This window comes from Enterobacter asburiae, from assembly GCF_008080435.1.
GTDB classification, from domain to species: Bacteria; Pseudomonadota; Gammaproteobacteria; order Enterobacterales; family Enterobacteriaceae; genus Enterobacter; species Enterobacter asburiae_C.
The window spans coordinates 35,296-58,690 of the sequence record NZ_VRKN01000018.1 but is presented as its reverse complement, the minus strand read 5'-3'; the positions used below and the strand labels follow the sequence as shown (position 1 = coordinate 58,690).

Here is a 23,395-nt window from a genome sequence, read left to right as displayed (position 1 = left end):
CCGGGACTATGATGACTCAACCGTTGGCGGGAGCGAAATCAGTGGTAACAGAGAATGAACTGGATATTCGGGGTTTGTTTCGCGCGTTATGGGCAGGCAAACTTTGGATTGTGGGGATCGCGCTGGGGTTTGCACTTTTAGCGCTGGCCTATACGTTCTTTGCAAAACAAGAGTGGAGCGCAACGGCAATCACAGACAAACCAACGGTTAACATGCTCGGGGGATACTATTCCCAGCAGCAATTCCTGCGAAACCTGGATATCAAAGCCAGTCTCGCCACTCCAGACCAGGCCTCCGTTATGGATGAAGCCTATAAAGAGTTTGTGATGCAGCTGGCTTCGTGGGATACCCGCCGCGATTTCTGGTCCCAGACGGATTACTACAAGCAGCGTCGGGTTGATAACACCAAAGCCGATGCCGCCCTGCTGGACGATCTGATTAACAATATTCAGTTTATGCCGGGCGACGCGCTGCGTAACGTGAATGACAGCGTCAAGCTGATTGCAGAAACCGCACCGGATGCCAACAACCTGCTGCGTCAGTATGTCGCGTTTGCCAGCCAGCGTGCCGCAAGTCATCTTAACGAAGAGCTTAAAGGTGCCTGGGCGGCTCGTACAATCCAGATGAAAGCGCAGGTGAAACGTCAGGAAGAGGTGGCGAATACCATTTTCGGTCGCCGCGTGCATAACATTGAGCAGGCGCTGAAAATTGCGGAACAGCACAATATTTCCCGTACTGAGACGGACGTGCCGGCTGATGAACTGCCTGACTCAGAAATGTTCCTTCTTGGTCGCCCTATGCTGCAGGCGCGTCTGGAAAACCTGAAGGCCGTCGGTCCTGATTTTGACCTTGATTACGATCAAAATCGCGCGATGCTCAATACGCTTAATGTCGGCCCATCCCTGGACCCGCGTTTTCAGACCTATCGTTATTTGCGAACGCCTGAAGAACCTGTAAAACGCGACAGTCCGCGCCGCGCATTCCTGATGATCATGTGGGGGATTGTGGGCGCACTCGTTGGTGCTGGCGTGGCGTTAACGCGTCGTCGTACAAACTAAGAACGCCGTTTACGATGAAGGCTAAGGCCTTCATCGCCTAATCGAAGAGAATCGATGTGAAAGTACTTACCGTATTTGGCACCAGGCCGGAGGCCATTAAGATGGCGCCTTTGGTTCATGCGCTGGCCAGCGATCCTGATATTGAAGCGAAAGTGTGCGTCACTGCCCAGCACCGTGAGATGCTCGACCAGGTCTTAACGCTCTTCTCCATCGTCCCGGATTATGACCTCAATATTATGAAACCAGGGCAAGGTTTGACGGAAATAACCTGCCGCATACTGCAAGATCTCAAGCCGATCCTGGAGTCATTCAAGCCCGACGTGGTGCTGGTGCATGGTGACACCACCACTACCGTGGCGACAAGTCTGGCCGCGTTTTACCAGCGAATTCCCGTGGGGCATGTTGAGGCGGGTCTGCGTACCGGCAATCTTTATTCTCCATGGCCGGAAGAGGCCAACCGCACGTTAACGGGCCATCTGGCGATGTACCACTTTGCGCCAACGGAAAACTCGCGTCAGAACCTGCTGCGTGAAAATATCGCCGATAATAAAATCTTTGTGACCGGCAATACGGTCATTGACGCGTTAATTTGGGTACGTGACCGCGTCCTGGCAAACAGCGATCTACAGAAAGAGCTCGCTGCCCGCTATCCGTTCCTCCACAACGGCAAAAAAACCATTCTGGTCACTGGCCACCGACGCGAAAGCTTTGGCCGGGGTTTTGAGCAAATCTGCCATGCGCTGGCTGAAATCGCCGCGCAGAACGACGATGTGCAGATTGTCTATCCAGTACACCTTAATCCTAACGTCAGCGAGCCGGTTAACCGTATTCTGGGCCACGTCGAAAATGTCCTTCTGATTGAACCTCAGGATTACATGCCGTTTGTCTGGCTGATGAACCATGCCTGGCTGATCCTCACCGATTCCGGCGGTATTCAGGAAGAAGCGCCATCCCTCGGCAAACCGGTGCTGGTGATGCGTGAAACGACCGAACGTCCGGAAGCCGTCAAAGCCGGTACGGTACGTCTGGTCGGTACCAACGCGCAGCTCATTGTCGAAGAGGTCACGCGCCTGCTGCACGACGATGAAGCGTATCAGGCGATGAGCCGGGCCCATAATCCGTATGGAGACGGGCAGGCTTGTGGTCGTATTTTGCATGCACTTAAACACAATCGGGTATCGCTATGAGTTTTACTACCATCTCTGTCATTGGTCTTGGCTACATTGGCTTGCCCACCGCGGCGGCGTTTGCCTCTCGTCAAAAACAGGTTGTCGGTGTGGATATCAACGCACGCGCGGTGGAAACCATTAACCGTGGCGAAATTCATATTGTGGAGCCCGATCTTGACCGCGTGGTGAAAGCGGCGGTTGAAGGAGGTTTCCTGCGTGCCAGCACGACCCCAGTTGAAGCGGATGCCTACCTGATTGCCGTTCCAACGCCCTTTAAAGGCGACCACGAACCCGACATGGCGTTCGTCGAGGCGGCGGCAAAATCCATCGCACCTGTGCTGAAGAAAGGGGCGCTGGTGATCCTGGAATCGACCTCTCCGGTCGGTGCTACCGAGCAGATGGCACAGTGGCTGGCCGACGCGCGCCCTGATTTACGTTTCCCGCAGCAGGCGGGGGAGCAAGCGGATATCAACATCGCCTACTGTCCGGAGCGCGTGCTGCCGGGCCAGGTCATGGTCGAACTGATTAAAAACGACCGCGTCATTGGCGGTATGACGCCCGTCTGTTCCGAACGTGCCAGCGCGCTGTACAAGATTTTCCTGGAAGGCGAGTGTGTGGTAACCAATTCCCGCACCGCCGAGATGTGCAAGCTGACGGAAAACAGCTTCCGCGACGTCAATATCGCCTTTGCGAACGAACTGTCGCTGATCTGTGCCGATCAGGGGATTAACGTCTGGGAGCTGATTAGCCTGGCGAATCGCCATCCGCGTGTAAACATTCTCCAGCCTGGCCCGGGCGTGGGCGGACACTGTATCGCCGTCGACCCGTGGTTTATCGTGGCGCAAAATCCGGCACAGGCGCGTCTGATTCGCACCGCGCGTGAAGTGAACGACAGCAAGCCTCACTGGGTGCTCAATCAGGTTAAAGCGACGGTAGCGGATTGTCTGGCAGAGAGCGGCAAGCGCGCCAGCGAGCTGAAAATTGCCTGCTTTGGTCTGGCATTTAAACCCAATATTGACGATCTGCGTGAAAGCCCGGCAATGGAAATTGCTGAGATGATTGCCGAATGGCACAAGGGTGAAACGCTGGTGGTTGAGCCGAATATTCATGAACTACCGGCAAAACTGGCGGGGCACTGCACGCTGACGGCGCTGGACGACGCGCTGGCGACGGCGGACGTGCTGGTGCTGCTGGTGGATCATAAAGAGTTTAAAGCGACGTCCGGTGATGCCGTTCGTCAGCAGTATATTGTGGATACCAAAGGTGTCTGGCGTTGAACAGCCTGAATGGGGTACTCGAGTCCCTGCAGTGGGAGAGTGCCTTTTTCGGCCTGCCGTCGGCCATCGTGCGTCTGCGCGATGACGCGCCGGTGCTGGCCGAATCGGATTTTATCGCCTGGCAACGGGTGCAGGCTAAGATCCCGGCGGAGCGTGCCGATCTGCTTGACGCGCTCCAGCAACACGGCTTTCAGCTGGTTGAAGGTGAGGTAGACCTTTCCATTACCGTCACCCGGCACGAGGCGTCCGGCGCGGAAATTGCAACGGAACAGGACATCCCCGTGCTGCGTCAGATGGCGGCCCAGGCGTTTGCACAGAGCCGCTTTCGCGCGCCCTGGTATGCACCTGACGATAGCGGGCGTTTCTATGCCCAGTGGATAGAGAATGCGGTCAAAGGCACCTTTGACCACGTCTGCCTGGTTTTCCGTGCAGGGGACGGTCAGATCCAGGGGTTCGTCTCGCTGCGTAAGCTCAACGAGCACGAGGCGCGTATTGGCTTATTAGCCGGGCGCGGCATGGGGGAGAAACTCATGCAGGCGGCGCTGCACTGGGCGCAGCAGCAACAGCTTGTGACGCTGCGGGTAGCGACCCAACTGGGCAACACCGCCGCGCTTAAACGTTATATTGCGAGTGGTGCCAACATCGACGCCACCGCCTACTGGTTATACAGGTGACAAGATGATTCCATTTAACGCACCACCCGTTGTCGGAACTGAACTCGACTATATGCAGTCTGCCATGGGCAGCGGCAAACTCTGTGGTGACGGTGGTTTTACCCGTCGCTGTCAGCAGTGGATGGAACAGCGTTTTCGCAGCGCCAAAGTGCTGCTGACCCCGTCCTGTACGGCATCGCTGGAAATGGCGGCACTGTTGCTGGATATCCAGCCCGGTGATGAAGTGATTATGCCGAGCTATACCTTCGTTTCCACGGCGAACGCCTTTGTTCTGCGCGGAGCGAGAATCGTCTTTGTGGATATCCGCCCGGATACCATGAACATTGATGAGACGCTGATTGAAGCAGCGATCACCGACAAAACGCGCGCGATCGTGCCGGTTCACTACGCGGGTGTGGCTTGTGAAATGGACACCATCATGGCCATCGCCAAAAAACATAATCTGTTCGTGGTGGAAGATGCCGCGCAGGGCGTGATGTCCACCTACAAGGGACGCGCGCTGGGCACTATCGGCCACATCGGCTGCTTTAGCTTCCACGAAACCAAAAACTACACGGCGGGCGGAGAAGGTGGCGCGACGCTGATTAACGACCGGGCTCTCGTGGAGCGTGCGGAAGTGATCCGCGAGAAAGGCACCAACCGCAGCCAGTTCTTCCGGGGCCAGGTAGACAAATACACCTGGCGCGATATCGGCTCCAGCTATCTGATGGCGGATCTGCAGGCGGCGTACCTGTGGGCGCAACTGGAAGCGGCGGAACGTATCAACCTGCAGCGTCTTTCACTGTGGCAAACGTATTACGATGCGCTTGAACCTCTGGCCAAAGCCGGGCGTATTGAACTGCCAACCATCCCGGCAGATTGCGTCCACAATGCGCACATGTTCTACATCAAGCTGCGCGATAACGACGACCGCAGCCAGCTCATCGCCTGGCTGAAAGAGGCCGAAATTATGGCGGTGTTCCACTATATCCCGCTGCACTCCAGCCCGGCCGGAGAAGCGTTTGGCACGTTTGTGGGTGAAGACCGCTACACTACCAAAGAAAGTGAGCGTTTGCTTCGCCTGCCACTGTTCTACAACCTCGCGCCTGTTAACCAGCGTACGGTGATTAATACCCTTCTGAGTTATTTCGGCTGATATGTCTCTGGCAAAAGCATCGGTGTGGACCGCCGCGTCCACGCTTGTAAAAATTGGCGCCGGGCTGCTGGTCGTCAAGTTGCTGGCCGTCTCATTTGGCCCCTCTGGTGTGGGGCTGGCGGGTAATTTCCGCCAGCTTGTCACCGTCCTTGGGGTGCTGGCCGGTGCCGGTATCTTCAACGGCGTGACCAAATACGTTGCTCAGTACCATGATGATGCGGCTCAACTGCGCAGGGTGGTGGGCACCGCTTCGGCGATGGTCACGGGTTTTTCGACCCTGATGGCGATTGTCTTTCTGCTGGCAGCGGCGCCCATCAGCCAGGGATTGTTCGGTCACACCCATTACCAGGGGCTGGTGCGTCTGGTCGCGTTGGTTCAGATGGGCATTGCCTGGGCTAACCTGCTGCTGGCGCTGATGAAAGGTTTTCGTGATGCTGCCGGGAACGCGCTTGCTTTAATTCTGGGCAGCGTCATCGGCGTGATTGCCTATTACTTCTGCTATCGCCTGGGCGGCTATGAAGGCGCACTGCTGGGGCTGGCGCTGGTCCCGGCACTGGTTGTTATGCCTGCAGCGTTCATGCTGATGCGTCGGGGCGTTATCCCACTGAGCTACCTGAAACCGCAATGGGATAAGGTGCTTGCCAGCCAATTGGGTAAGTTTACCCTGATGGCGCTCATCACCTCCGTCACGCTGCCGGTGGCCTACGTGATGATGCGAAACCTGCTGGCGGCGCATTATAGCTGGGATGAAGTGGGGATCTGGCAGGGCGTAAGCAGTATTTCCGACGCCTATCTCCAGTTTATTACGGCTTCCTTTAGCGTTTACTTGCTGCCAACCTTATCGCGACTGACGTCCAGACAAGAAATAACGCGCGAGATTTTCCGATCGCTGCGCTTTGTGTTGCCGGCCGTCGCGGCTGCCAGCTTGACCGTCTGGTTATTGCGCGATGTCGCCATCTGGCTGCTGTTCTCGGCGAAGTTCACCGCCATGCGCGATCTCTTTGCCTGGCAGCTGGTGGGTGATGTGCTGAAAGTGGGTGCTTACGTTTTCGGTTATCTGGTGATTGCAAAAGCGTCCCTGCGGCTGTATATCCTGGCGGAAATTAGCCAGTTTGCGTTACTGACAGCCTTTTCACACTGGCTGATACCTGCGCACGGTGCGCTGGGGGCGGCTCAGGCCTACATGGCAACCTATATCGTTTATTTCGTCGCCTGTTGCGGCGTATTTTTATTGTGGCGTAAACGCGCATGACTGCACTGATTCACATCCTGGGATCGGATATCCCACACCATAACCAGACCGTTTTGCGGTTCTTCAACGACGAGCTGGCATCGGGTAATCCTGATGCGCGTGAGTTTATGGTTGCAGGTCAGGATAAGGGCCTGAGCGCAGCATTTCCGGCGCTAACTGTTCGCTTCTGGCCAGATAAGGCCTCACTGGCGAAGGCGGTCGTAGCCAAAGCCAAAGCGGATCGTAAGCAACGTTTCTTTTTCCACGGGCAGTTCAATACCGGCCTGTGGCTGGCACTGCTCAGCGGGGGGATTAAACCCTCCCAGTGCAGCTGGCATATCTGGGGAGCCGATCTCTACGAAGTCTCCCGCGGCTGGAAATTCCGTCTTTTCTATCCGTTGCGCCGCATGGCGCAGGGGCGCGTAGGCTGTGTTTTTGCCACCCGTGGCGATCTCAACTATTTTGCTAAACAGCACCCGAACGTACGCGCAGAACTACTCTATTTCCCAACCCGCATGGATCCGGCGCTGAACGCCATGGCGAATGACACGGTGCGTGAAGGCAAGCTAACGATCCTGGTGGGGAATTCCGGCGATCGCAGTAACGAACATGTTGCGGCGCTCAGGGCGGTACATCAGCAGTTTGGCGACACGGTGAACGTGGTGGTGCCGATGGGCTATCCCGCCAACAACGACGCCTACATTGAAGAGGTTCGCCAGCAGGGACTTGCGCTGTTTAGCGCAGAGAATCTGCATATCCTCAGCGATAAGCTGGAATTTGATGAATATCTTGCACTGCTGAGAAAATGCGATCTTGGCTATTTCATCTTTGCCCGACAGCAGGGAATTGGCACACTGTGTCTGCTGATTCAGGCGGGTGTACCGTGCGTGCTCAACCGCGACAACCCGTTCTGGCAGGACATGGCCGAGCAGCATATTCCGGTGCTGTTTACCTCAGACACGCTAAATGTCGAGGTGGTACGCGAAGCTCAGCGCCAGCTCACGCTGGTGGATAAAAATAGCATCGATTTTTTCAGCCCAAATTACCTCACGCCGTGGCATCGCGCGCTGCGTATTGCGTCAGGAGACAAAGCATGAGTCAGTTGCAATTCAGCGGCTTACTGGTTGTCTGGCTTCTGAGCACCCTGTTTATCGCCACGCTTACCTGGTTTGAATTCCGCCGGGTGCGTTTCAACTTTAACGTGTTTTTCTCGTTACTGTTTCTGCTGACCTTCTTTTTCGGCTTCCCGCTTACCAGCATTCTGGTCTTCCGTTTTGACGTGAGCGTCGCGCCGCCGGAAATCCTGCTCCAGGCGCTTCTGGCGGCGACCTGCTTCTATGCGGTCTACTATGTCACCTATAAAACGCGTCTGCGCTCAGCGCAGGCTGCTGCCCCGCGTCGGGCGCTTTTTACCATGAATCGGGTGGAGACCCACCTGACGTGGGTGATGCTGATGACCATCGCCCTGGTCAGCGTCGGTATCTTCTTCATGCATAACGGCTTCCTGCTGTTTAAGCTCCACTCCTACAGCCAGATTTTTTCGGCCGAAGTCTCGGGCGTGGCGCTTAAGCGTTTCTTCTACTTCTTCATCCCGGCGATGCTGGTGATCTTCTTCCTGCGACAGGACAGCAAAGCGTGGCTGTTCTTCCTGGTCAGCACCGTCGCGTTTGGCATCCTGACCTATATGATTGTGGGCGGTACGCGCGCGAACATTATCATCGCCTTCGCCATCTTCCTGTTTATCGGCATCATCCGCGGCTGGATCTCTCTGTGGATGCTGGTTGCGGCAGGCGTGTTTGGTATTGTGGGGATGTTCTGGCTGGCGCTGAAGCGCTACGGGATGAACGTGGCGGGCGATGAGGCGTTTTACACGTTCCTCTACCTGACGCGCGATACCTTCTCGCCGTGGGAAAACCTGGCATTGCTGCTGCAAAACTACGACAAGATTGATTTCCAGGGGCTGGCGCCGATTGTTCGCGACTTCTACGTCTTTATCCCTTCCTGGCTATGGCCGGACCGGCCTGGCGTGGTGCTTAACACGGCAAATTACTTTACCTGGGAAGTGCTGAACAACCATTCCGGTCTGGCAATCTCGCCAACGTTGATTGGTTCCCTGGTGGTGATGGGGGGGGCATGGTTCATTCTGCCTGGGGCGGTTGCCGTGGGGCTGATTATCAAGTGGTTTGACTGGCTTTACGTGCGTGGCAACGAAGAGACCAACCGCTATAAAGCCGCCATTTTGCACAGTTTCTGCTTTGGTGCCATTTTCAATATGATCGTTCTGGCGCGCGAAGGGCTGGATTCGTTCGTTTCGCGCGTGGTGTTCTTCATGGTCGTTTTCGGCGTCTGCCTGTTACTGGCCAAACTGTTGTACTGGCTGTTTGACAGCGCAGGGCTTGTGCACAAGCGCGAGCGGCAGGGCAGCACAACGCTGTCGCAAGTCTGAGTAAGGATAGTAATGACTGATAAAATTTCTGCACCGCGCTATGCGCTACGTGGTCTGCAGCTTATTGGCTGGCGCGACATGCAGCACGCGCTGGATTTTCTGTTCGCCGACGGCCAGATGAAGTCCGGTACGCTTGTCGCCATCAACGCGGAAAAAATGCTGGCGGTTGAGGATAATGCGGAAGTCAAAAGCCTGATTGAAGCGGCTGAATTTAAATACGCGGACGGGATCAGCGTGGTCCGCTCTATCCGTAAAAAGTATCCTGACGCTAATGTTTCCCGCGTGGCGGGGGCCGATCTCTGGGAGCAGCTTATGGCCCGCGCAGGTGCGCAGGGTACGCCCGTGTTCCTGATTGGCGGGAAGCCGGAGATACTGGCCCAGACGGAGGAGAAACTGCGTCGTCAATGGAATGTTAATATTGTCGGCAGCCAGGACGGTTACTTCAAACCGGAAGATCGGCAGGCTCTGTTTGAGCGCGTTCGCGACAGCGGGGCGAAAATTGTCACCGTGGCGATGGGCTCCCCGCGCCAGGAGATCCTGATGCGTGACTGCCGTCTGGTCTGTCCGGATGCGCTCTACATGGGCGTCGGCGGCACGTACGACGTCTTTACCGGCCATGTTAAGCGTGCACCCAAGGTCTGGCAAAATCTGGGGCTGGAGTGGCTGTACCGCCTGCTATCGCAACCGACGCGTATTAAACGACAGATCCGTCTGCTTCGCTACCTTGCCTGGCATTACACCGGGAAAATGTAATCAAAATGTAGCGCGATATGCTATTCGCGCTGCAACTCGCCTGCAAAACTGCTGATAATCTGTGCAATGCATTCATTTTTTTAATGCATCGTTTGCCATTTGGCAAATTTTAGGAAACCATTCGCTCCGTATTTTAGTACCCCTAAAAAACAATACCCGGTATTAAGCCGGGAAACAGCAAACACAATCGAGGATCTATGGCAGAGAAACAACCGGAGCTACAGCGTGGGCTGGAAGCTCGTCATATTGAACTGATAGCGCTGGGCGGCACTATCGGCGTGGGCCTGTTTATGGGTTCCGCAAGTACGCTCAAATGGGCAGGCCCTTCCGTATTACTGGCGTATATTATCGCCGGGCTGTTTGTTTTCTTCATTATGCGTTCCATGGGCGAAATGCTCTTCCTGGAGCCGGTAACCGGCTCCTTCGCCGTTTACGCGCATCGTTATATGAGCCCGTTCTTCGGCTACCTGACGGCCTGGTCATACTGGTTTATGTGGATGGCGGTGGGCATCTCAGAGATCACCGCGATAGGGGTCTACGTCCAGTTCTGGTTCCCGGACATGGTCCAGTGGATACCCGCGCTCATTGCCGTGGGGCTGGTGGCGCTGGCAAACCTGGCTGCCGTGCGCCTTTACGGTGAAATTGAGTTCTGGTTCGCAATGATCAAAGTCACCACGATTATCGTGATGATTGTCGTTGGCCTGGGCGTGATTTTCTTCGGGTTTGGCAACGGTGGACACGCTATCGGCTTTGGCAACCTGACCGAAAACGGCGGTTTCTTTGCCGGCGGCTGGAAGGGCTTCCTGACGGCGCTGTGTATCGTTGTGGCCTCGTATCAGGGCGTGGAGCTGATCGGTATTACCGCCGGTGAAGCGAAAAACCCGCAGGTCACGCTGCGTAGCGCGGTGGGCAAAGTACTGTGGCGTATCCTGATTTTCTATGTGGGCGCGATCTTCGTCATCGTGACCATCTTCCCGTGGAACGAAATTGGCACGACGGGGAGCCCGTTTGTATTAACCTTCGCCAAAATTGGTATCACGGCGGCGGCGGGTATCATCAACTTTGTGGTCCTGACGGCAGCGTTGTCAGGCTGTAACAGTGGGATGTACAGCTGTGGGCGTATGCTCTATGCGCTCTCGAAGAACAACCAGCTGCCTGCGGCGATGAGCAAAGTCTCACGTGTCGGCGTGCCGGTGGCGGGGGTAGCGGTCTCCATTGTGATCCTGTTGATTGGCTCTTGCCTGAATTACATCATTCCTAACCCGCAGCGTGTGTTCGTTTACGTTTACAGCGCCAGCGTACTGCCGGGCATGGTGCCGTGGTTTGTTATCCTCATCAGCCAGCTGCGTTTCCGTCAAGCGCATAAAAAGGCGATTGAAAGCCATCCGTTCCGCTCAATTCTGTTCCCCTATGCGAACTATTTGACGATGGCGTTCCTGATTTGCGTATTAATCGGGATGTACTTTAATGAAGATACCCGCATGTCGCTGTTTGTCGGGGTGATCTTCCTTGCGGCTGTAACGGCTGCATATAAGCTTTTTGGCCTGGGCCGCCATGCCACCACGCAGAAAGTGGAGGAATAAGCGGCAAAATGTGCAAACCATAACCAAACGCGCATTTTTTTCAAAAAAGCACTAGACAGCGGGGACGGAGGTACGTAATATCCAGCCCCGCAACGGCGCTAAGCGCCCGTAGCTCAGCTGGATAGAGCGCTGCCCTCCGGAGGCAGAGGTCTCAGGTTCGAATCCTGTCGGGCGCACCATTAACCCGGTGCTGGAGCTGCGGTGGTCTGAGAAGTAGTCAGTACCGCGTGAAAGAATACAGTGGTGGCTATAGCTCAGTTGGTAGAGCCCTGGATTGTGATTCCAGTTGTCGTGGGTTCGAATCCCATTAGCCACCCCATTATTTGAAAGAGTTGTGAATTGCGAAGGTGGCGGAATTGGTAGACGCGCTAGCTTCAGGTGTTAGTGTCCTTTGGATGTGGGGGTTCGAGTCCCCCCCCTCGCACCACGACTTTTTAAATGAATTGAACTAAAAATTCAAAAAAGCAGTACATCGGCGAGTAGCGCAGCTTGGTAGCGCAACTGGTTTGGGACCAGTGGGTCGGAGGTTCGAATCCTCTCTCGCCGACCAATTTTGAACCCCGCTTCGGCGGGGTTTTTTGTTTTCTGCGACTTCTCATCCCTGTCGTCATTCCCCAACAGCGTCCTTTTTCATTGTCGCAATCCAGCGACATGCAACTCATTGAAAGTTAAATAAATAACTATTTATGGGTTTTGCTGTCTCCTCCTGGCGACATATTCCCGTCTTTTCCCGATACGTTGTAGAGCTTAAGACGGCGATTAACAGCATAATTTCCTTTTATCTTAAAATGTTGCGTCATGTAAAAGTTCTGGGTGTCATGTTGGCACGTTACGTGCAATAATATGCGTGTAGATGCTCATTCCATCTCTTATGTTCGCCTTAGTGCCTCATAAACTCAGGAATGACGCAGAGCCATTTACGGTGCTTATCGTCCACTGACAGATGTCGCTTCGGCCTCATCAGACACCATGGACATAACGTTGAGTGAAGCACCAAATATGTTGTCTTACAGACCTGTTTTAACGCCTGCTTTTATAGCAGGCGTTTTTTTATGGGCGTAAAAAAGGAGGCCGTCTGGCCTCCTGATTAATTACTGCTGGGTACCGTTGTTTTGCAGCGTCAATAGCAACCCATCGCGCCGCATGGCGGCTGCCTCTTCCGGCTTATGCTGCTTGTCCAGCGTATCGGCAAGCCATGCGTAGTCAAAGGCATCCGGACGCTGTTTCAGCGCCGCGCGGAAGGCGAGGCTCGCCTCCTGCCATTCTCCGTGCTTCATCAGCGATTGACCGAGCGTGCTCCACAGCAGCGGGCGGTCACCGACGGTTTTAATCTGCTGACGCAGTATTTTTTCGATTTGCTCAGGGTTATTGGTTTTCAGGCGCGGGATCACCATCACCAGACGATCGTCGTACTGGCGCTTCAGACCGTCGAGGAGGATCTCTTGAGCCGTGTCATGGTCGTCACATTCAATAAGATGTTCCGCCATGGCAACCTGCAGAGGAACCTGCTGGCGCGTTTTACGGCTCTGATTCTTCCACCACGTTTTCAGTCCGTCGCTGCCCAGGTCGGCGCGCGCCTGATCCATCAGGCCAATCCATGCCAGACGCTGAAGTTCATCACGATGTTCATCGTCGCCTACCTCGGCCTTCGCCATTGACGGAATGATGTCCAGCAGCGAGCCCCACGCGCCGGTACGAATATAGGCCTGCTCGGCAAGACGCAGCACTTCCGGATGGCGCGGCGCGACTTCCAGCAGGCGATCGATACCGTGGCGAGCCGCGTGATTTTCATTGCGCGCCAGCTGCAGACGAACGCGCGTAATTTCCACCGGAATCGGGTCGCCATGAGCCAGCTCCGCCGCCCGCTCCAGATGCTGATTGGCGCGGGCTTCGTCACCGCGCTGCTGCGCCGCTTCGGCAGCGAGCAGATAATTCACCACCGGCTGTTCGGCATGGTCGGCGTTTTTCGACATCAGCTTTTCAACCTGCTGATAGTCACCCTCGGCAAGCTTAAGCAGTGCCTGTTCGGTCTGTTTACGGGCGCGGCGGCGTTTACGGCCAACGAACCAGCCACGCGTGTGCGCTCCGGTACGGAAGATACGGCGCAGGATCCACTCCACGGCAAGCAGCACGACAACGCCAAGGATCAGGATGATCGCTAAGCCCGTCACACTGGTTTCAATGTTGTAGTTATCGGTCTGGATCAGCACATAGCCCTGATGACCCGCAAGCATAGGTCCCAGCACGATCCCCGCGATCAGCAGGATGAAGAGTAAGAGGACTTTTAGCATCATTACTCTCCTTGCGGTGCGCTTTCAGGCGCCGGAGCCGGAGCAGGTGCCGCTCCGCTCGACGGCTCTGCAGGTACACCCGGCTGCGCCAGCAGGTTACGTACGCGTGTCTGCATCAATTTCTCCAGAATCGGCTGGCTGGCCAGCTTATCCGGCACGTTCATGGTGATGTTCTGCTGGCTCAGCTTATCAATGTCTTCGAGGAAGGCGGTGGTCGTCGCATCATCGGTGTTGTAGTAGGCGCGTACCCACGTTGAGACATTATCGAGCGCCTGTTTGTACGTCTCTTCCTGATGACGCGGCACGGCCTGTGCAGCCACCAGCAGGCGCGAACGAATGTTCTCGCGCAGATAGATATCCTGGTTCGGCGCCAGCAGCGGCACGGCGGTTTCGTCGCGACGGCGGATAGTAATGAAGCTGTCCATAAAGTTCTGCCAGCTTTTCTGCAGGTTTATGCGCCATTCGCTCAGGGAGCTGGAAAGCTCGGTACCGTCGGAATCCATCGGGGAGTCGTCGTCGTTATTATCCGCCAGCTGCAGGTTATCAATCTGATTCGAAAGCTGGTTCACCTTGAGGATAATGCCGTCGTAATCCACCTGCGAGACGGCGGAGAGGCTGGCGATGTCTTCGGTGATCGCGCGACGGGCAGTGATGAGGCTTGGGTCGTTCATGTCTGCCAGGCTCGCATCGGCGCTTTTCAGCAGCGCGGCGGCGGTGGTGACGTCCTGATCGCTCCAGAGCTTACGTCCGGCGAGCTTCACCAGGAAGTCAGCCTGCGAGAGCAGCCAGGTTTTGGCATCGGTGCCGGAAATCGTGGCGACTTTCTGCTGCACGTCGCCCAGCTGTTTGGTCAACTCTTCCTGTTTGCTGTTCGCCTCGGCTAGCGCGGCGGCCTGCTGTTTAATCACTGTTTCCAGCTCGGTTTTCTGCGTCTCCTGCGCTTTTTGCAGGGCGGTGAGCTGATTCACCAGCGCATCGCTGGTGGACGTCTGGTTCGCACCCTGTTGCTTCACCAGACCGTACAGGCCAACCCCTGCTGCCAGCGCAATGGCGATGGCAATCGCGCTCAGCGTGAGGCTCGTTTTGTTGCTGCCGTTTTTCTTCTCAGCGGTTTTCTCTGTCGTCTCTGGCTGTGGCGTCGTCTCCACAGTCTCCCTGGTCTCTTCAACCACGGCGGAGGATTTGTCGTGTTCCGTCATTATGGCTTCCCATTTGAGAGTTATTGTAATGCGCGCAGCAGCGCATCGTTGTCGGCGTTATCAGCGATCCGAATATCCTGCCAGCCCAGTTCCCGGGCCTGGTTCGCCAGACGCTCACTGACGACCAGAAGCCGACAGCGGAGTAACCAGTTTTCGCGATACCAAAGCGGTATCAGCGACCAAAGCTGTTGTAACATTTCACCGCTGGTGACCACCAGCGTATTAATGCCGCGCGCGTGCCAGCGCATCGCCTCTTCCGCGCCATCGTAGTGTTTTGCACAGCGCTGATAGCACTCAATAAACGTCACGTCTGCACCACGTTCACGCAGCGTTTCACCCAGCAGCTCGCGGCCACCATTACCGCGCAAAATGAGCGCACGCTTTCCGGCAATAGTTTGTAATTCAGGTAATTGTAGCAAGACTTCACTGATTTCCCGATCTAACGGGTAACGAACGTCCGCGCTGCTTACGGTATGCAGCGCCAGCGCCGTTGTGCGGCCAATCGCGAAATAGCGGGGGGCGGTTGGCCAGGTCAAACCCTGCTGTTGCAGCTGTGCGTGGGCAAATTCCACGGCATGTTGCGACAGCGCAAACAGCAGGTCGCCTTCCTGAAGGGTATTCATCTGGTCGGCGAGCGCAGAGAGCTCCCGACCGGGGGAGAATTCAATGAGCGGAAAACTCCAGGCCACCTGCCCCAGTGCGCGCAGACGGCTCACTAACTGCTCTCCTGCGGGAGAAGGGCGGGTGACGAGAATACTCATGCAGGGGGCTCTCCATTATAAACGTCAGCCAGAATCTCGCGGGCGCCGTTATCCAGTAGCTCTTCAGCCAGCGACACGCCAAGCTGCTCGGCATCTTGCGCTTTACCGCGACGTTCGCCGCGTACCATCTGCGAACCGTCCGGGGCACCCACCAGCGCGCGCAGCCACAGTTCGCCTTCTGTTAATTCAGCATAGCTGCCAATCGGTACCTGGCATCCCCCTTCGAGGCGGGTATTCATTGCACGCTCGGCTTTTACGCGGATAGCGGTCTCGTCATGGTTCAGCGGTGCGAGCAGTTCGCGGGTACGCGCATCGTCCAGACGGCACTCAATGCCGACGGCACCCTGGCCCACGGCCGGCAGCGACAGCTCTGGCGGCAACGCCACGCGAATGCGCGACTCCAGCCCCAGACGCTTCAGGCCGGCAACGGCGAGGATAATGGCATCGTAATCGCCGTTATCCAGCTTGCCCAGACGCGTGCCGACGTTACCGCGCAGCGAGCGAATGATCAGGTCAGGACGACGCTCCGCCAGCTGACACTGACGGCGTAAACTGGACGTGCCAACCACGCTACCTTCTGGCAGCGCGTCGAGGGAGTCATAGTGGTTAGAGACAAACGCATCGCGCGGATCTTCGCGCTCGCAGATGGTCACCAGCCCCAGCCCTTCCGGGAACTCGACGGGCACGTCTTTCATCGAATGTACGGCGATATCGGCGCGGTTCTCAAGCAATGCCAGTTCCAGTTCTTTGACAAACAGGCCTTTGCCGCCCACTTTCGCCAGGGGCGTATCGAGGATCACGTCACCGCGCGTGACCATCGGCACCAGCTCGACGCGCAATCCGCTGTGGCAGGCTTCAAGGCACTGCTTCACATAATGTGCCTGCCAGAGCGCGAGAGGGCTTTGGCGTGTGGCAATTCTCAAAACATTGTCTAACATGCTTGTTACCGTCATTATCAATCGCTAACCATCCTAACATTGTTGACTCTGGGATGGCAGTTTTACGGTTGATGAAGCGTGAGAGGGACAAGGCGGCGTATTCGTCAGCCATAGCCGTATTCAGGAATTTACACGTACAGAACGGTGCTACACTTGTATGTAGCGCATCTTTCTTTACGGTCAACCGGCAAGGTGTTAAATTGATCACGTTTTAGACCATTTTTTCGTCGGTACCACCAAAAATGATAAGGGCGAAAAAGGGTAACGGTTATCTTTTTGAAATACTGCGGGTCCGCTGTTATTCGTGTTTTGAATAGCTTGCGACACCCGGAAACATCAGGCGATACGTCTTGTACCTCTATATTGAGACTCTGAAACAGAGACTGGATGCCATAAATCAACTGCGTGTGGATCGCGCGCTTGCTGCTATGGGCCCTGCTTTCCAGCAGGTATACAGTCTGCTGCCGACATTATTGCACTATCACCATCCGCTAATGCCTGGCTACCTTGACGGTAACGTTCCCCAGGGCATTTGCCTTTTCACGCCTGATGAAACCCAACAGCATTATCTGAACGAGCTGGAACTCTACCGCGGCATGCCGCCACAGGAATCTCCAAAAGGTGAACTGCCGATTACCGGCGTTTACTCTATGGGGAGCACCTCATCGGTAGGTCAAAGCTGTTCTTCGGACCTGGACATCTGGGTCTGTCATCAGTCCTGGCTCGATAACGACGAGCGTCAGCTGCTGCAACGCAAGTGCAGCCTGCTGGAGAGCTGGGCGGCCTCGCTCGGCGTGGAAGTGAGCTTCTTCCTGATTGATGAAAACCGTTTCCGCCATAACGAAAGCGGCAGTCTGGGTGGTGAGGACTGCGGCTCGACTCAGCACATCTTATTGCTGGATGAATTTTATCGTACTGCTGTGCGCCTGGCCGGGAAGCGTATTCTGTGGAATATGGTCCCGTGTGAAGAAGAAGAGCATTACGATGACTACGTCATGTCGCTTTACGCGCAGGGCGTACTGACGCCAAACGAATGGCTGGATCTCGGCGGCCTGAGCTCTCTGTCAGCAGAAGAGTATTTTGGCGCAAGCCTCTGGCAGCTCTATAAGAGTATCGACTCACCGTACAAAGCGGTGCTGAAAACGCTGCTGCTGGAAGCCTATTCCTGGGAATACCCCACGCCGCGCCTGCTGGCGAAAGACATCAAACAGCGTCTGCACGATGGGGAGATCGTCTCTTTCGGGCTGGACGCCTACTGCATGATGCTGGAGCGCGTTACCGAATACCTGAAAGCCATTGATGACCACACGCGTCTTGATCTGGTGCGTCGATGTTTTTATCTCAAAGTCTGTGAGAAATTGAGCCGCGAGCGCGCCTGCGTGGGCTGGCGTCGTGAAGTGGTCAGTCAGTTAGTGAAAGAGTGGGGATGGGACGAAGCGCGTCTGTCCATGCTCGACAACCGGGCCAACTGGAAAATCGATCAGGTGCGTGAAGCGCACAACGAACTGCTCGATGCGATGATGCAAAGCTACCGTAACCTGATCCGCTTTGCGCGTCGTAACAACCTCAGCGTTTCCGCCAGCCCGCAGGACATCGGGGTATTGACCCGTAAGCTGTACGCTGCGTTTGAAGCGCTGCCGGGTAAAGTCACCCTGGTTAACCCGCAGATTTCGCCAGACCTGTCAGAACCGAACCTGACCTTTATCTATGTGCCGCCGGGCCGCGCAAACCGCACCGGGTGGTATCTGTATAACCGTGCGCCAAGCATGGATTCGATCGTCAGCCATCAGCCGCTGGAATATAACCGCTACCTGAACAAGCTGGTGGCCTGGGCCTGGTTTAACGGCCTGCTGACCTCGCGCACGCGCCTGTTTATCAAAGGCAACGAGGTGGTTGATCTCGCTAAGCTGCAGGAGATGGTCGCGGATGTGTCGCACCACTTCCCGCTGCGTCTGCCTGCCCCAACGCCGAAAGCGCTCTACAGTCCATGCGAGATTCGTCATCTGGCGATTATCGTCAACCTGGAATACGACCCGACGGCGGCCTTCCGCAATCAGGTGGTGCACTTTGACTTCCGCAAGCTGGACGTCTTTAGCTTTGGCGAGCAGCAAAACTGCCTGGTGGGCAGCGTGGATCTGCTGTACCGCAACTCGTGGAACGAAGTGCGTACCCTGCATTTCAACGGCGAGCAGGCAATGATCGAAGCGCTGAAAACCATTCTCGGCAAGATGCACCAGGATGCCGCGCCGCCGGACAGCGTTGAAGTGTTCTGCTACAGCCAGCACCTGCGCGGTTTAATTCGTACCCGCGTGCAGCAGCTGGTCTCTGAGTGTATCGAACTGCGTCTCTCCAGTACCCGCCAGGAAACCGGACGCTTTAAAGCGCTGCGCGTCTCCGGCCAGACCTGGGGCCTGTTCTTCGAGCGCCTGAACGTGTCGGTACAGAAGCTGGAAAACGCCATCGAGTTCTACGGCGCGATTTCACACAACAAGCTGCACGGCCTGTCGGTGCAGGTGGAAACCAACCACGTTAAGCTGCCGCAGGTGGTGGACGGATTCGCCAGTGAAGGGATTATTCAGTTCTTCTTTGAAGAGTCGGGCGAGGATGCCGGGTTCAACATCTACATTCTGGATGAAACCAACCGTGCCGAGGTATATCACCACTGTGAAGGCAGTAAAGAGGAGCTGGTGCGCGACGTCAGCCGCTTCTACTCCTCTTCGCATGACCGTTTCACCTACGGCTCAAGCTTTATCAACTTTAACCTGCCGCAGTTCTACCAGATTGTGAACGTCGACGGTCGTACGCAGGTGATCCCGTTCCGGACCCAGGCCGTAACGCCTGCCGCGCCTGCCAATCAGGAAACCGCGCCGCTGTTGCAGCAGTATTTCTCCTGATCCTTTTTGCCGGGTGGCGCTAACGCTTACCCGGCCTACGGTTCGAGTCGCTGTTGCCGGGTGGCGGCAACAAAACTACCTGAAACTCACGACCTCACCCGCCTGCGCGGTCGCCGCCTGTTCCAGCAGATCCCAGAACGGTACGCCGCTACGGTCGCAAACCCATTCCCCGTCTTTCAGATCGAAATGATAGCCGCCCTGTTTAGCGGCCAGCCAGACCTGGTGAAGCGGCTCCTGGCGGTTAATAATAATTTTGCTGCCATTTTCGAAGCTCAGGGTCAGAATGCCGCCGTTGATTTCACAATCGATATCGCTGTCGCCGTCCCAGTCGTCAAGACGTTCTTCGATGGTCATCCACAGGTTGTCGGCAAGGCGATGGAATTCACTGTCGTTCATGGTTTTGTTCCTGTTTTTCGTGATGCCGGCAGTATAACCCTAAATAATTCCCGTTGCAGGAAAGCGGCAAACTCTTGCTTTTGTGTCTTCTCCTGCGATGATAGAAACAGATTTGAACTTACGGGCAACTTTATAATGAAAAACGCTTTCCGAACGCTTGCCGTTCTCATCACGCTGTTTAGCCTGACTGGCTGCGGACTGAAGGGACCACTGTACTTTCCACCTGCGGATAAAACCGCACCGCCGCCGACGAAACCTGTTAACAGCGGCATTGAGTCTTCCACGCCAAATACTAACGACCGTGGCGACAACGGTGGCCCGACTCAGGTTAATCTCTGACGATAACGTTCTGTACCCGCGCAATGGAGCAAATGATGCAGTTCTCTAAAATGCATGGCCTTGGCAACGATTTTATGGTCGTCGACGCGGTAACGCAGAATGTGTTTTTCTCCCCGGAACTGATCCGTCGTCTGGCGGATCGGCACTTGGGCGTGGGGTTCGATCAGCTGCTGGTGGTCGAGCCACCGTACGATCCCGACCTCGATTTCCACTACCGTATTTTTAACGCTGACGGCAGCGAAGTTAACCAGTGCGGCAACGGCGCGCGCTGTTTTGCCCGCTTTGTCCGCCTGAAAGGGCTGACCAACAAGCGTGATATTCGCGTCAGCACCGCCAATGGTCGCATGGTGCTCAGCGTCACCGATGATGAACTGGTGCGCGTGAACATGGGCGAGCCTAACTTCGAGCCCTCCGTCGTGCCGTTTCGCGCAAACAAAGCGGAAAAGACCTATATTATGCGTGCAGCCGAGCAGACAGTATTGTGCGGCGTCGTCTCGATGGGCAACCCGCACTGTGTGATTCAGGTTGATGATGTTGACACCGCCGCGGTTGAAAGCCTCGGTCCGGTACTGGAAAGCCATGAACGCTTTCCGGAGCGGGCGAACATCGGTTTTATGCAGGTGGTGAAGCGTGAGCACATCCGCCTGCGGGTTTACGAGCGAGGCGCGGGCGAGACTCAGGCCTGCGGAAGCGGTGCCTGTGCTGCGGTGGCCGTGGGCATCTCTCAGGGGTTACTGGCAGAAGAGGTTCGCGTGGAATTACCGGGCGGTCGGCTTGATATCGCCTGGAAAGGACCGGGTCATCCACTGTATATGACTGGCCCGGCGGCACATGTCTATGACGGGTTTATCCATCTATGAAACAACCAGGGGAAGAACTGCAGGAAACAGTGACGGAACTGGACGACAGAGCTGTTGTTGATTATCTGCTGCGCAATCCTGAGTTTTTTATTCGCAATGCACGCGTCGTCGAAGAGATGCGCGTGCCGCATCCGGTTCGCGGAACCGTGTCGCTGGTCGAATGGCACATGGCGCGCTCGCGCAACCACATCAATCAGCTTGAAGAGAACATGACGCTGCTGATGGAACAGGCCAGCACCAACGAAAGCCTGTTCTATCGTCTGCTGCATCTGCAGGCGCGTCTGGCGTCGGCTCACAGCCTTGACGAGTTCCTCAGCCGTTTCCACCGCTGGGCCCGCGAGCTGGGTCTGGCAGGCGCAACGATTCGTCTGTTCCCTGACCGCTGGCGTATTGGCGCGCCGTCGGGGTTTACCCATCTGGCTCTCAGCCGTCAGGCGTTTGAACCGCTGCGCATTCAGCGTCTGGGCCATGAGCACCACTATCTGGGGCCGTTGAACGGGCCTGAGCTGCTGGTGGTATTACCGGAAGCCAAAGCGATTGGCTCGGTGGCGATGTCGCTGATGGGGCGCGATGGCGATCTGGGGGTCATGTTATTTACCAGCCGCGATGCGCATCACTATGAGCAGGGGCAAGCCACGCACCTGCTGCAGGAGATCGCTCTGATGCTGCCCGAGCTGCTGGAGCGCTGGATTGAGCGCGTATGACGGACGGACTGCTCGCCACTGACGTCTCGCGCTTTCTCCGCTATCTGGGCGTGGAGCGTCAACTTAGCCCCATCACGCTGCTCAACTACCAGCGTCAGCTTGATGCCATCATGCAGATTGCCGACGAAATCGGCCTGAAAAGCTGGCAACAATGTGACGCTGCGACGGTACGCGGGTTTGTCGTGCGTAGCCGTAGAAAAGGGTTAGGCCCGGCGAGCCTGGCGCTCAGACTCTCAGCGCTGCGCAGTTTCTTCGACTGGCTGGTGAGCCAGGGCGGTTTAAAAGCCAACCCGGCAAAAGGCATCGCCACGCCAAAAGCCCCGCGTCATCTGCCTAAAAATATCGACGTTGACGACGTAAACCGCCTGCTGGATATCGACCTTAACGATCCGCTCGCCGTGCGCGACCGCGCGATGCTGGAGGTGATGTACGGTGCGGGGCTGCGTCTGTCAGAGCTGGTTAATCTTGATATCAAACACCTCGATCTGGAGTCCGGTGAAGTGTGGGTGATGGGCAAGGGCAGCAAAGAGCGCCGCCTGCCGATTGGCCGCAATGCGGTCTCCTGGATTGAGCACTGGCTTGACCTGCGCGGGCTGTTTGGCACCGAAGAGGATGCGCTGTTCCTGTCGAAACTCGGCAAACGGATCTCGGCGCGTAACGTGCAGAAGCGCTTTGCAGAGTGGGGCATTAAGCAGGGGCTGAACAGCCATGTTCACCCGCACAAGCTGCGCCACTCCTTTGCGACACACATGCTTGAGTCGAGCGGCGATCTGCGCGGCGTGCAGGAACTGCTTGGCCACGCAAATCTGTCGACCACTCAAATCTATACCCACTTAGACTTCCAACACCTTGCCTCGGTGTATGACGCGGCGCATCCACGCGCCAAACGGGGGAAATAATGCGTTTTTACCGCCCACTTGGTCAGATCTCAGCCCTGACGTTTGACCTTGATGACACCCTTTATGACAACCGCGAGGTGATCCTGCGTACCGAGCAGGAGTCGCTGGCGTTTGTGCAGAACTACCATCCCGCGCTGAAAGCAATACAGAACAAGGACTTTCAGAAGCTGCGTCAGTCCCTGCGTGAGACCGAGCCGGACATTTACCACGACGTGACCGAATGGCGTCGTCGTGCGGTTGAGCAGGCGATGCTCAACGTGGGCCTGAGCGTGCAGGACGCGGCCATCGGGGCCGAAGCGGCAATGGAAAACTTCGCCAAATGGCGTAGCCGTATCGACGTGCCGCAGGAGACCCACGACACGCTGGCGAAGCTTGCCGAAAAGTGGCCGCTGGTGGCCATCACCAATGGCAATGCCCAGCCAGAGCTGTTTGGACTTAGCGATTACTTTGAATTCGTGCTGCGCGCAGGCCCTCACGGGCGCGCGAAGCCGTTCAGCGATATGTATCACCTCGCGGCGGAAAAACTGAACCTGCCGCTCGGTAAGATCCTGCACGTTGGCGACGACCTCACCACTGACGTGGCCGGGGCTATCCGCTGCGGCATGCAGGCCTGCTGGATCAAGCCGGAAAACGCCGACCTGATGACCACGCTGGACAGCCGTCTTCTGCCGCACGTGGAAATTTCGCGGTTGGCATCCCTCACGACGCTGATATAATCATCAATTGTTCTGTATAAATTAACAGGGTTTTGGCGAATGCTATTCGCCTGCCCGACATGACGTGACGGT

21 protein-coding genes and 4 tRNA genes are annotated in these 23,395 nt (G+C 56.2%); 20 read left to right on the top strand and 5 right to left on the bottom strand.

The window, feature by feature from the left end:
• Positions 1-11 precede the first annotated feature (11 nt).
• The 14 genes from wzzE (at position 12) to FU672_RS21590 (ending at position 11,876) form a co-directional block, all read left to right on the top strand.
• Positions 12-1,058 (top strand): ECA polysaccharide chain length modulation protein, encoded by a 1,047-nt coding sequence (gene wzzE / locus FU672_RS21655; RefSeq protein WP_148244770.1) that lies wholly within the window; start codon positions 12-14, stop codon positions 1,056-1,058.
• A gap of 56 nt (positions 1,059-1,114) precedes the next feature.
• Positions 1,115-2,245: a non-hydrolyzing UDP-N-acetylglucosamine 2-epimerase gene (gene wecB, locus FU672_RS21650; protein ID WP_032646091.1), complete on the top strand. Its 1,131-nt coding sequence runs from the start codon at positions 1,115-1,117 to the stop codon at positions 2,243-2,245.
• Entirely contained in the window at positions 2,242-3,504 is a 1,263-nt protein-coding gene (gene wecC / locus FU672_RS21645; protein WP_148244769.1) for a UDP-N-acetyl-D-mannosamine dehydrogenase, read from the top strand. Before wecB ends, wecC begins: the two co-directional genes overlap by 4 nt.
• The gene (gene rffC / locus FU672_RS21640; RefSeq protein ID WP_148244768.1) at positions 3,501-4,178 is read left to right on the top strand and encodes a dTDP-4-amino-4,6-dideoxy-D-galactose acyltransferase; all 678 of its coding nucleotides are present in this window, start codon (positions 3,501-3,503) and stop codon (positions 4,176-4,178) included. Before wecC ends, rffC begins: the two co-directional genes overlap by 4 nt.
• A gap of 4 nt (positions 4,179-4,182) precedes the next feature.
• Positions 4,183-5,313, top strand: coding sequence for a dTDP-4-amino-4,6-dideoxygalactose transaminase (gene rffA, locus FU672_RS21635; RefSeq protein WP_148244767.1), 1,131 nt, complete (start codon positions 4,183-4,185; stop codon positions 5,311-5,313).
• Between the two features lies 1 nt (position 5,314).
• Positions 5,315-6,565 carry a lipid III flippase WzxE gene (gene wzxE / locus FU672_RS21630; protein WP_148244766.1) on the top strand — a complete coding sequence of 417 codons (1,251 nt, stop codon included), beginning with the start codon at positions 5,315-5,317 and terminating at the stop codon, positions 6,563-6,565.
• Positions 6,562-7,641 carry a TDP-N-acetylfucosamine:lipid II N-acetylfucosaminyltransferase gene (locus FU672_RS21625; protein ID WP_148244765.1) on the top strand — a complete coding sequence of 360 codons (1,080 nt, stop codon included), beginning with the start codon at positions 6,562-6,564 and terminating at the stop codon, positions 7,639-7,641. Before wzxE ends, FU672_RS21625 begins: the two co-directional genes overlap by 4 nt.
• Positions 7,638-8,990, top strand: a complete 1,353-nt coding sequence (wzyE, locus tag FU672_RS21620; RefSeq protein ID WP_032646083.1) for an ECA oligosaccharide polymerase — start codon at positions 7,638-7,640, stop codon at positions 8,988-8,990. The genes FU672_RS21625 and wzyE overlap by 4 nt, the downstream gene beginning before the upstream one ends.
• Positions 8,991-9,002: 12 nt before the next feature.
• Positions 9,003-9,743: a lipopolysaccharide N-acetylmannosaminouronosyltransferase gene (wecG, locus tag FU672_RS21615; protein WP_029739560.1), complete on the top strand. Its 741-nt coding sequence runs from the start codon at positions 9,003-9,005 to the stop codon at positions 9,741-9,743.
• Positions 9,744-9,940: 197 nt separating this feature from the next.
• Entirely contained in the window at positions 9,941-11,326 is a 1,386-nt protein-coding gene (gene thrP, locus FU672_RS21610) for a bifunctional threonine/serine APC transporter ThrP (protein ID WP_148244764.1), read from the top strand.
• A gap of 102 nt (positions 11,327-11,428) precedes the next feature.
• Positions 11,429-11,505: transfer RNA gene (locus FU672_RS21605), tRNA-Arg, on the top strand.
• 64 nt (positions 11,506-11,569) lie between these two features.
• A tRNA-His gene (locus FU672_RS21600) sits at positions 11,570-11,645 on the top strand.
• A 22-nt stretch (positions 11,646-11,667) separates the two neighbouring features.
• A tRNA-Leu gene (locus FU672_RS21595) sits at positions 11,668-11,753 on the top strand.
• 46 nt (positions 11,754-11,799) lie between these two features.
• A tRNA-Pro gene (locus tag FU672_RS21590) sits at positions 11,800-11,876 on the top strand.
• A 541-nt stretch (positions 11,877-12,417) separates the two neighbouring features.
• Here the strand turns inward: FU672_RS21590 and hemY are convergent.
• Genes hemY through hemC form a run of 4 tightly spaced genes read right to left on the bottom strand, consistent with a single transcriptional unit; the run spans position 12,418 to position 16,515 of the window.
• Positions 12,418-13,617, bottom strand: a complete 1,200-nt coding sequence (gene hemY / locus FU672_RS21585; RefSeq protein ID WP_148244779.1) for a protoheme IX biogenesis protein HemY — start codon at positions 13,615-13,617, stop codon at positions 12,418-12,420.
• A gap of 2 nt (positions 13,618-13,619) precedes the next feature.
• The gene (gene hemX / locus FU672_RS21580; RefSeq protein WP_148244763.1) at positions 13,620-14,816 is read right to left on the bottom strand and encodes a uroporphyrinogen-III C-methyltransferase; all 1,197 of its coding nucleotides are present in this window, start codon (positions 14,814-14,816) and stop codon (positions 13,620-13,622) included.
• 20 nt (positions 14,817-14,836) lie between these two features.
• Positions 14,837-15,577, bottom strand: coding sequence for a uroporphyrinogen-III synthase (hemD, locus tag FU672_RS21575; RefSeq protein WP_148244762.1), 741 nt, complete (start codon positions 15,575-15,577; stop codon positions 14,837-14,839).
• Positions 15,574-16,515 carry a hydroxymethylbilane synthase gene (hemC, locus tag FU672_RS21570; RefSeq protein ID WP_148244761.1) on the bottom strand — a complete coding sequence of 314 codons (942 nt, stop codon included), beginning with the start codon at positions 16,513-16,515 and terminating at the stop codon, positions 15,574-15,576. The genes hemD and hemC overlap by 4 nt, the downstream gene beginning before the upstream one ends.
• A 350-nt stretch (positions 16,516-16,865) precedes the next feature.
• On the opposite strand from hemC, the gene cyaA reads away from it, so the two are divergent.
• Positions 16,866-19,409 carry a class I adenylate cyclase gene (gene cyaA / locus FU672_RS21565; RefSeq protein ID WP_148244760.1) on the top strand — a complete coding sequence of 848 codons (2,544 nt, stop codon included), beginning with the start codon at positions 16,866-16,868 and terminating at the stop codon, positions 19,407-19,409.
• 75 nt (positions 19,410-19,484) lie between these two features.
• On the opposite strand, the gene cyaY is transcribed toward cyaA, so the two are convergent.
• Positions 19,485-19,805, bottom strand: a complete 321-nt coding sequence (gene cyaY, locus FU672_RS21560; RefSeq protein ID WP_148244759.1) for an iron donor protein CyaY — start codon at positions 19,803-19,805, stop codon at positions 19,485-19,487.
• Between the two features lie 135 nt (positions 19,806-19,940).
• Here cyaY and lptM point away from each other — a divergent pair, with 135 nt between their 5' ends.
• From lptM to yigB, 5 genes are read left to right on the top strand one after another with little or no spacing between them, the layout of a single operon-like run.
• A complete protein-coding gene (gene lptM, locus FU672_RS21555) occupies positions 19,941-20,144 on the top strand; it encodes an LPS translocon maturation chaperone LptM (RefSeq protein ID WP_032646076.1) in 204 nt (67 codons plus the stop codon).
• A gap of 35 nt (positions 20,145-20,179) precedes the next feature.
• Complete coding sequence (dapF, locus tag FU672_RS21550) at positions 20,180-21,004, top strand: diaminopimelate epimerase (RefSeq protein WP_148244778.1); 825 nt, start codon at positions 20,180-20,182, stop codon at positions 21,002-21,004.
• The gene (locus tag FU672_RS21545) at positions 21,001-21,708 is read left to right on the top strand and encodes a DUF484 domain-containing protein (RefSeq protein WP_023309626.1); all 708 of its coding nucleotides are present in this window, start codon (positions 21,001-21,003) and stop codon (positions 21,706-21,708) included. Before dapF ends, FU672_RS21545 begins: the two co-directional genes overlap by 4 nt.
• Entirely contained in the window at positions 21,705-22,607 is a 903-nt protein-coding gene (gene xerC / locus FU672_RS21540; protein ID WP_148244758.1) for a tyrosine recombinase XerC, read from the top strand. The genes FU672_RS21545 and xerC overlap by 4 nt, the downstream gene beginning before the upstream one ends.
• On the top strand, positions 22,607-23,323 hold the full coding sequence (yigB, locus tag FU672_RS21535) for a 5-amino-6-(5-phospho-D-ribitylamino)uracil phosphatase YigB (protein WP_148244757.1): 717 nt from the start codon (positions 22,607-22,609) through the stop codon (positions 23,321-23,323). Before xerC ends, yigB begins: the two co-directional genes overlap by 1 nt.
• The last annotated feature ends 72 nt before the right edge of the window (positions 23,324-23,395 follow it).

Excerpts from the sequence above, each read along its gene's own strand:
- wzzE (WP_148244770.1), top strand. The coding sequence starts at position 12 with ATGACTCAACCGTTGGCGGGAGCGAAATCAGTGGTAACAGAGAATGAA.
- dapF (WP_148244778.1), top strand. The coding sequence starts at position 20,180 with ATGCAGTTCTCTAAAATGCATGGCCTTGGCAACGATTTTATGGTCGTC.
- wecG (WP_029739560.1), top strand. The coding sequence starts at position 9,003 with ATGACTGATAAAATTTCTGCACCGCGCTATGCGCTACGTGGTCTGCAG.
- rffA (WP_148244767.1), top strand. The coding sequence starts at position 4,183 with ATGATTCCATTTAACGCACCACCCGTTGTCGGAACTGAACTCGACTAT.
- wzyE (WP_032646083.1), top strand. The coding sequence starts at position 7,638 with ATGAGTCAGTTGCAATTCAGCGGCTTACTGGTTGTCTGGCTTCTGAGC.
- thrP (WP_148244764.1), top strand. The coding sequence starts at position 9,941 with ATGGCAGAGAAACAACCGGAGCTACAGCGTGGGCTGGAAGCTCGTCAT.
- wzxE (WP_148244766.1), top strand. The coding sequence starts at position 5,315 with ATGTCTCTGGCAAAAGCATCGGTGTGGACCGCCGCGTCCACGCTTGTA.
- hemD (WP_148244762.1), bottom strand. The coding sequence starts at position 15,577 with ATGAGTATTCTCGTCACCCGCCCTTCTCCCGCAGGAGAGCAGTTAGTG.
- cyaY (WP_148244759.1), bottom strand. The coding sequence starts at position 19,805 with ATGAACGACAGTGAATTCCATCGCCTTGCCGACAACCTGTGGATGACC.
- lptM (WP_032646076.1), top strand. The coding sequence starts at position 19,941 with ATGAAAAACGCTTTCCGAACGCTTGCCGTTCTCATCACGCTGTTTAGC.
- hemX (WP_148244763.1), bottom strand. The coding sequence starts at position 14,816 with ATGACGGAACACGACAAATCCTCCGCCGTGGTTGAAGAGACCAGGGAG.
- wecC (WP_148244769.1), top strand. The coding sequence starts at position 2,242 with ATGAGTTTTACTACCATCTCTGTCATTGGTCTTGGCTACATTGGCTTG.
- FU672_RS21625 (WP_148244765.1), top strand. The coding sequence starts at position 6,562 with ATGACTGCACTGATTCACATCCTGGGATCGGATATCCCACACCATAAC.
- hemY (WP_148244779.1), bottom strand. The coding sequence starts at position 13,617 with ATGCTAAAAGTCCTCTTACTCTTCATCCTGCTGATCGCGGGGATCGTG.
- FU672_RS21545 (WP_023309626.1), top strand. The coding sequence starts at position 21,001 with ATGAAACAACCAGGGGAAGAACTGCAGGAAACAGTGACGGAACTGGAC.
- xerC (WP_148244758.1), top strand. The coding sequence starts at position 21,705 with ATGACGGACGGACTGCTCGCCACTGACGTCTCGCGCTTTCTCCGCTAT.
- hemC (WP_148244761.1), bottom strand. The coding sequence starts at position 16,515 with ATGTTAGACAATGTTTTGAGAATTGCCACACGCCAAAGCCCTCTCGCG.
- yigB (WP_148244757.1), top strand. The coding sequence starts at position 22,607 with ATGCGTTTTTACCGCCCACTTGGTCAGATCTCAGCCCTGACGTTTGAC.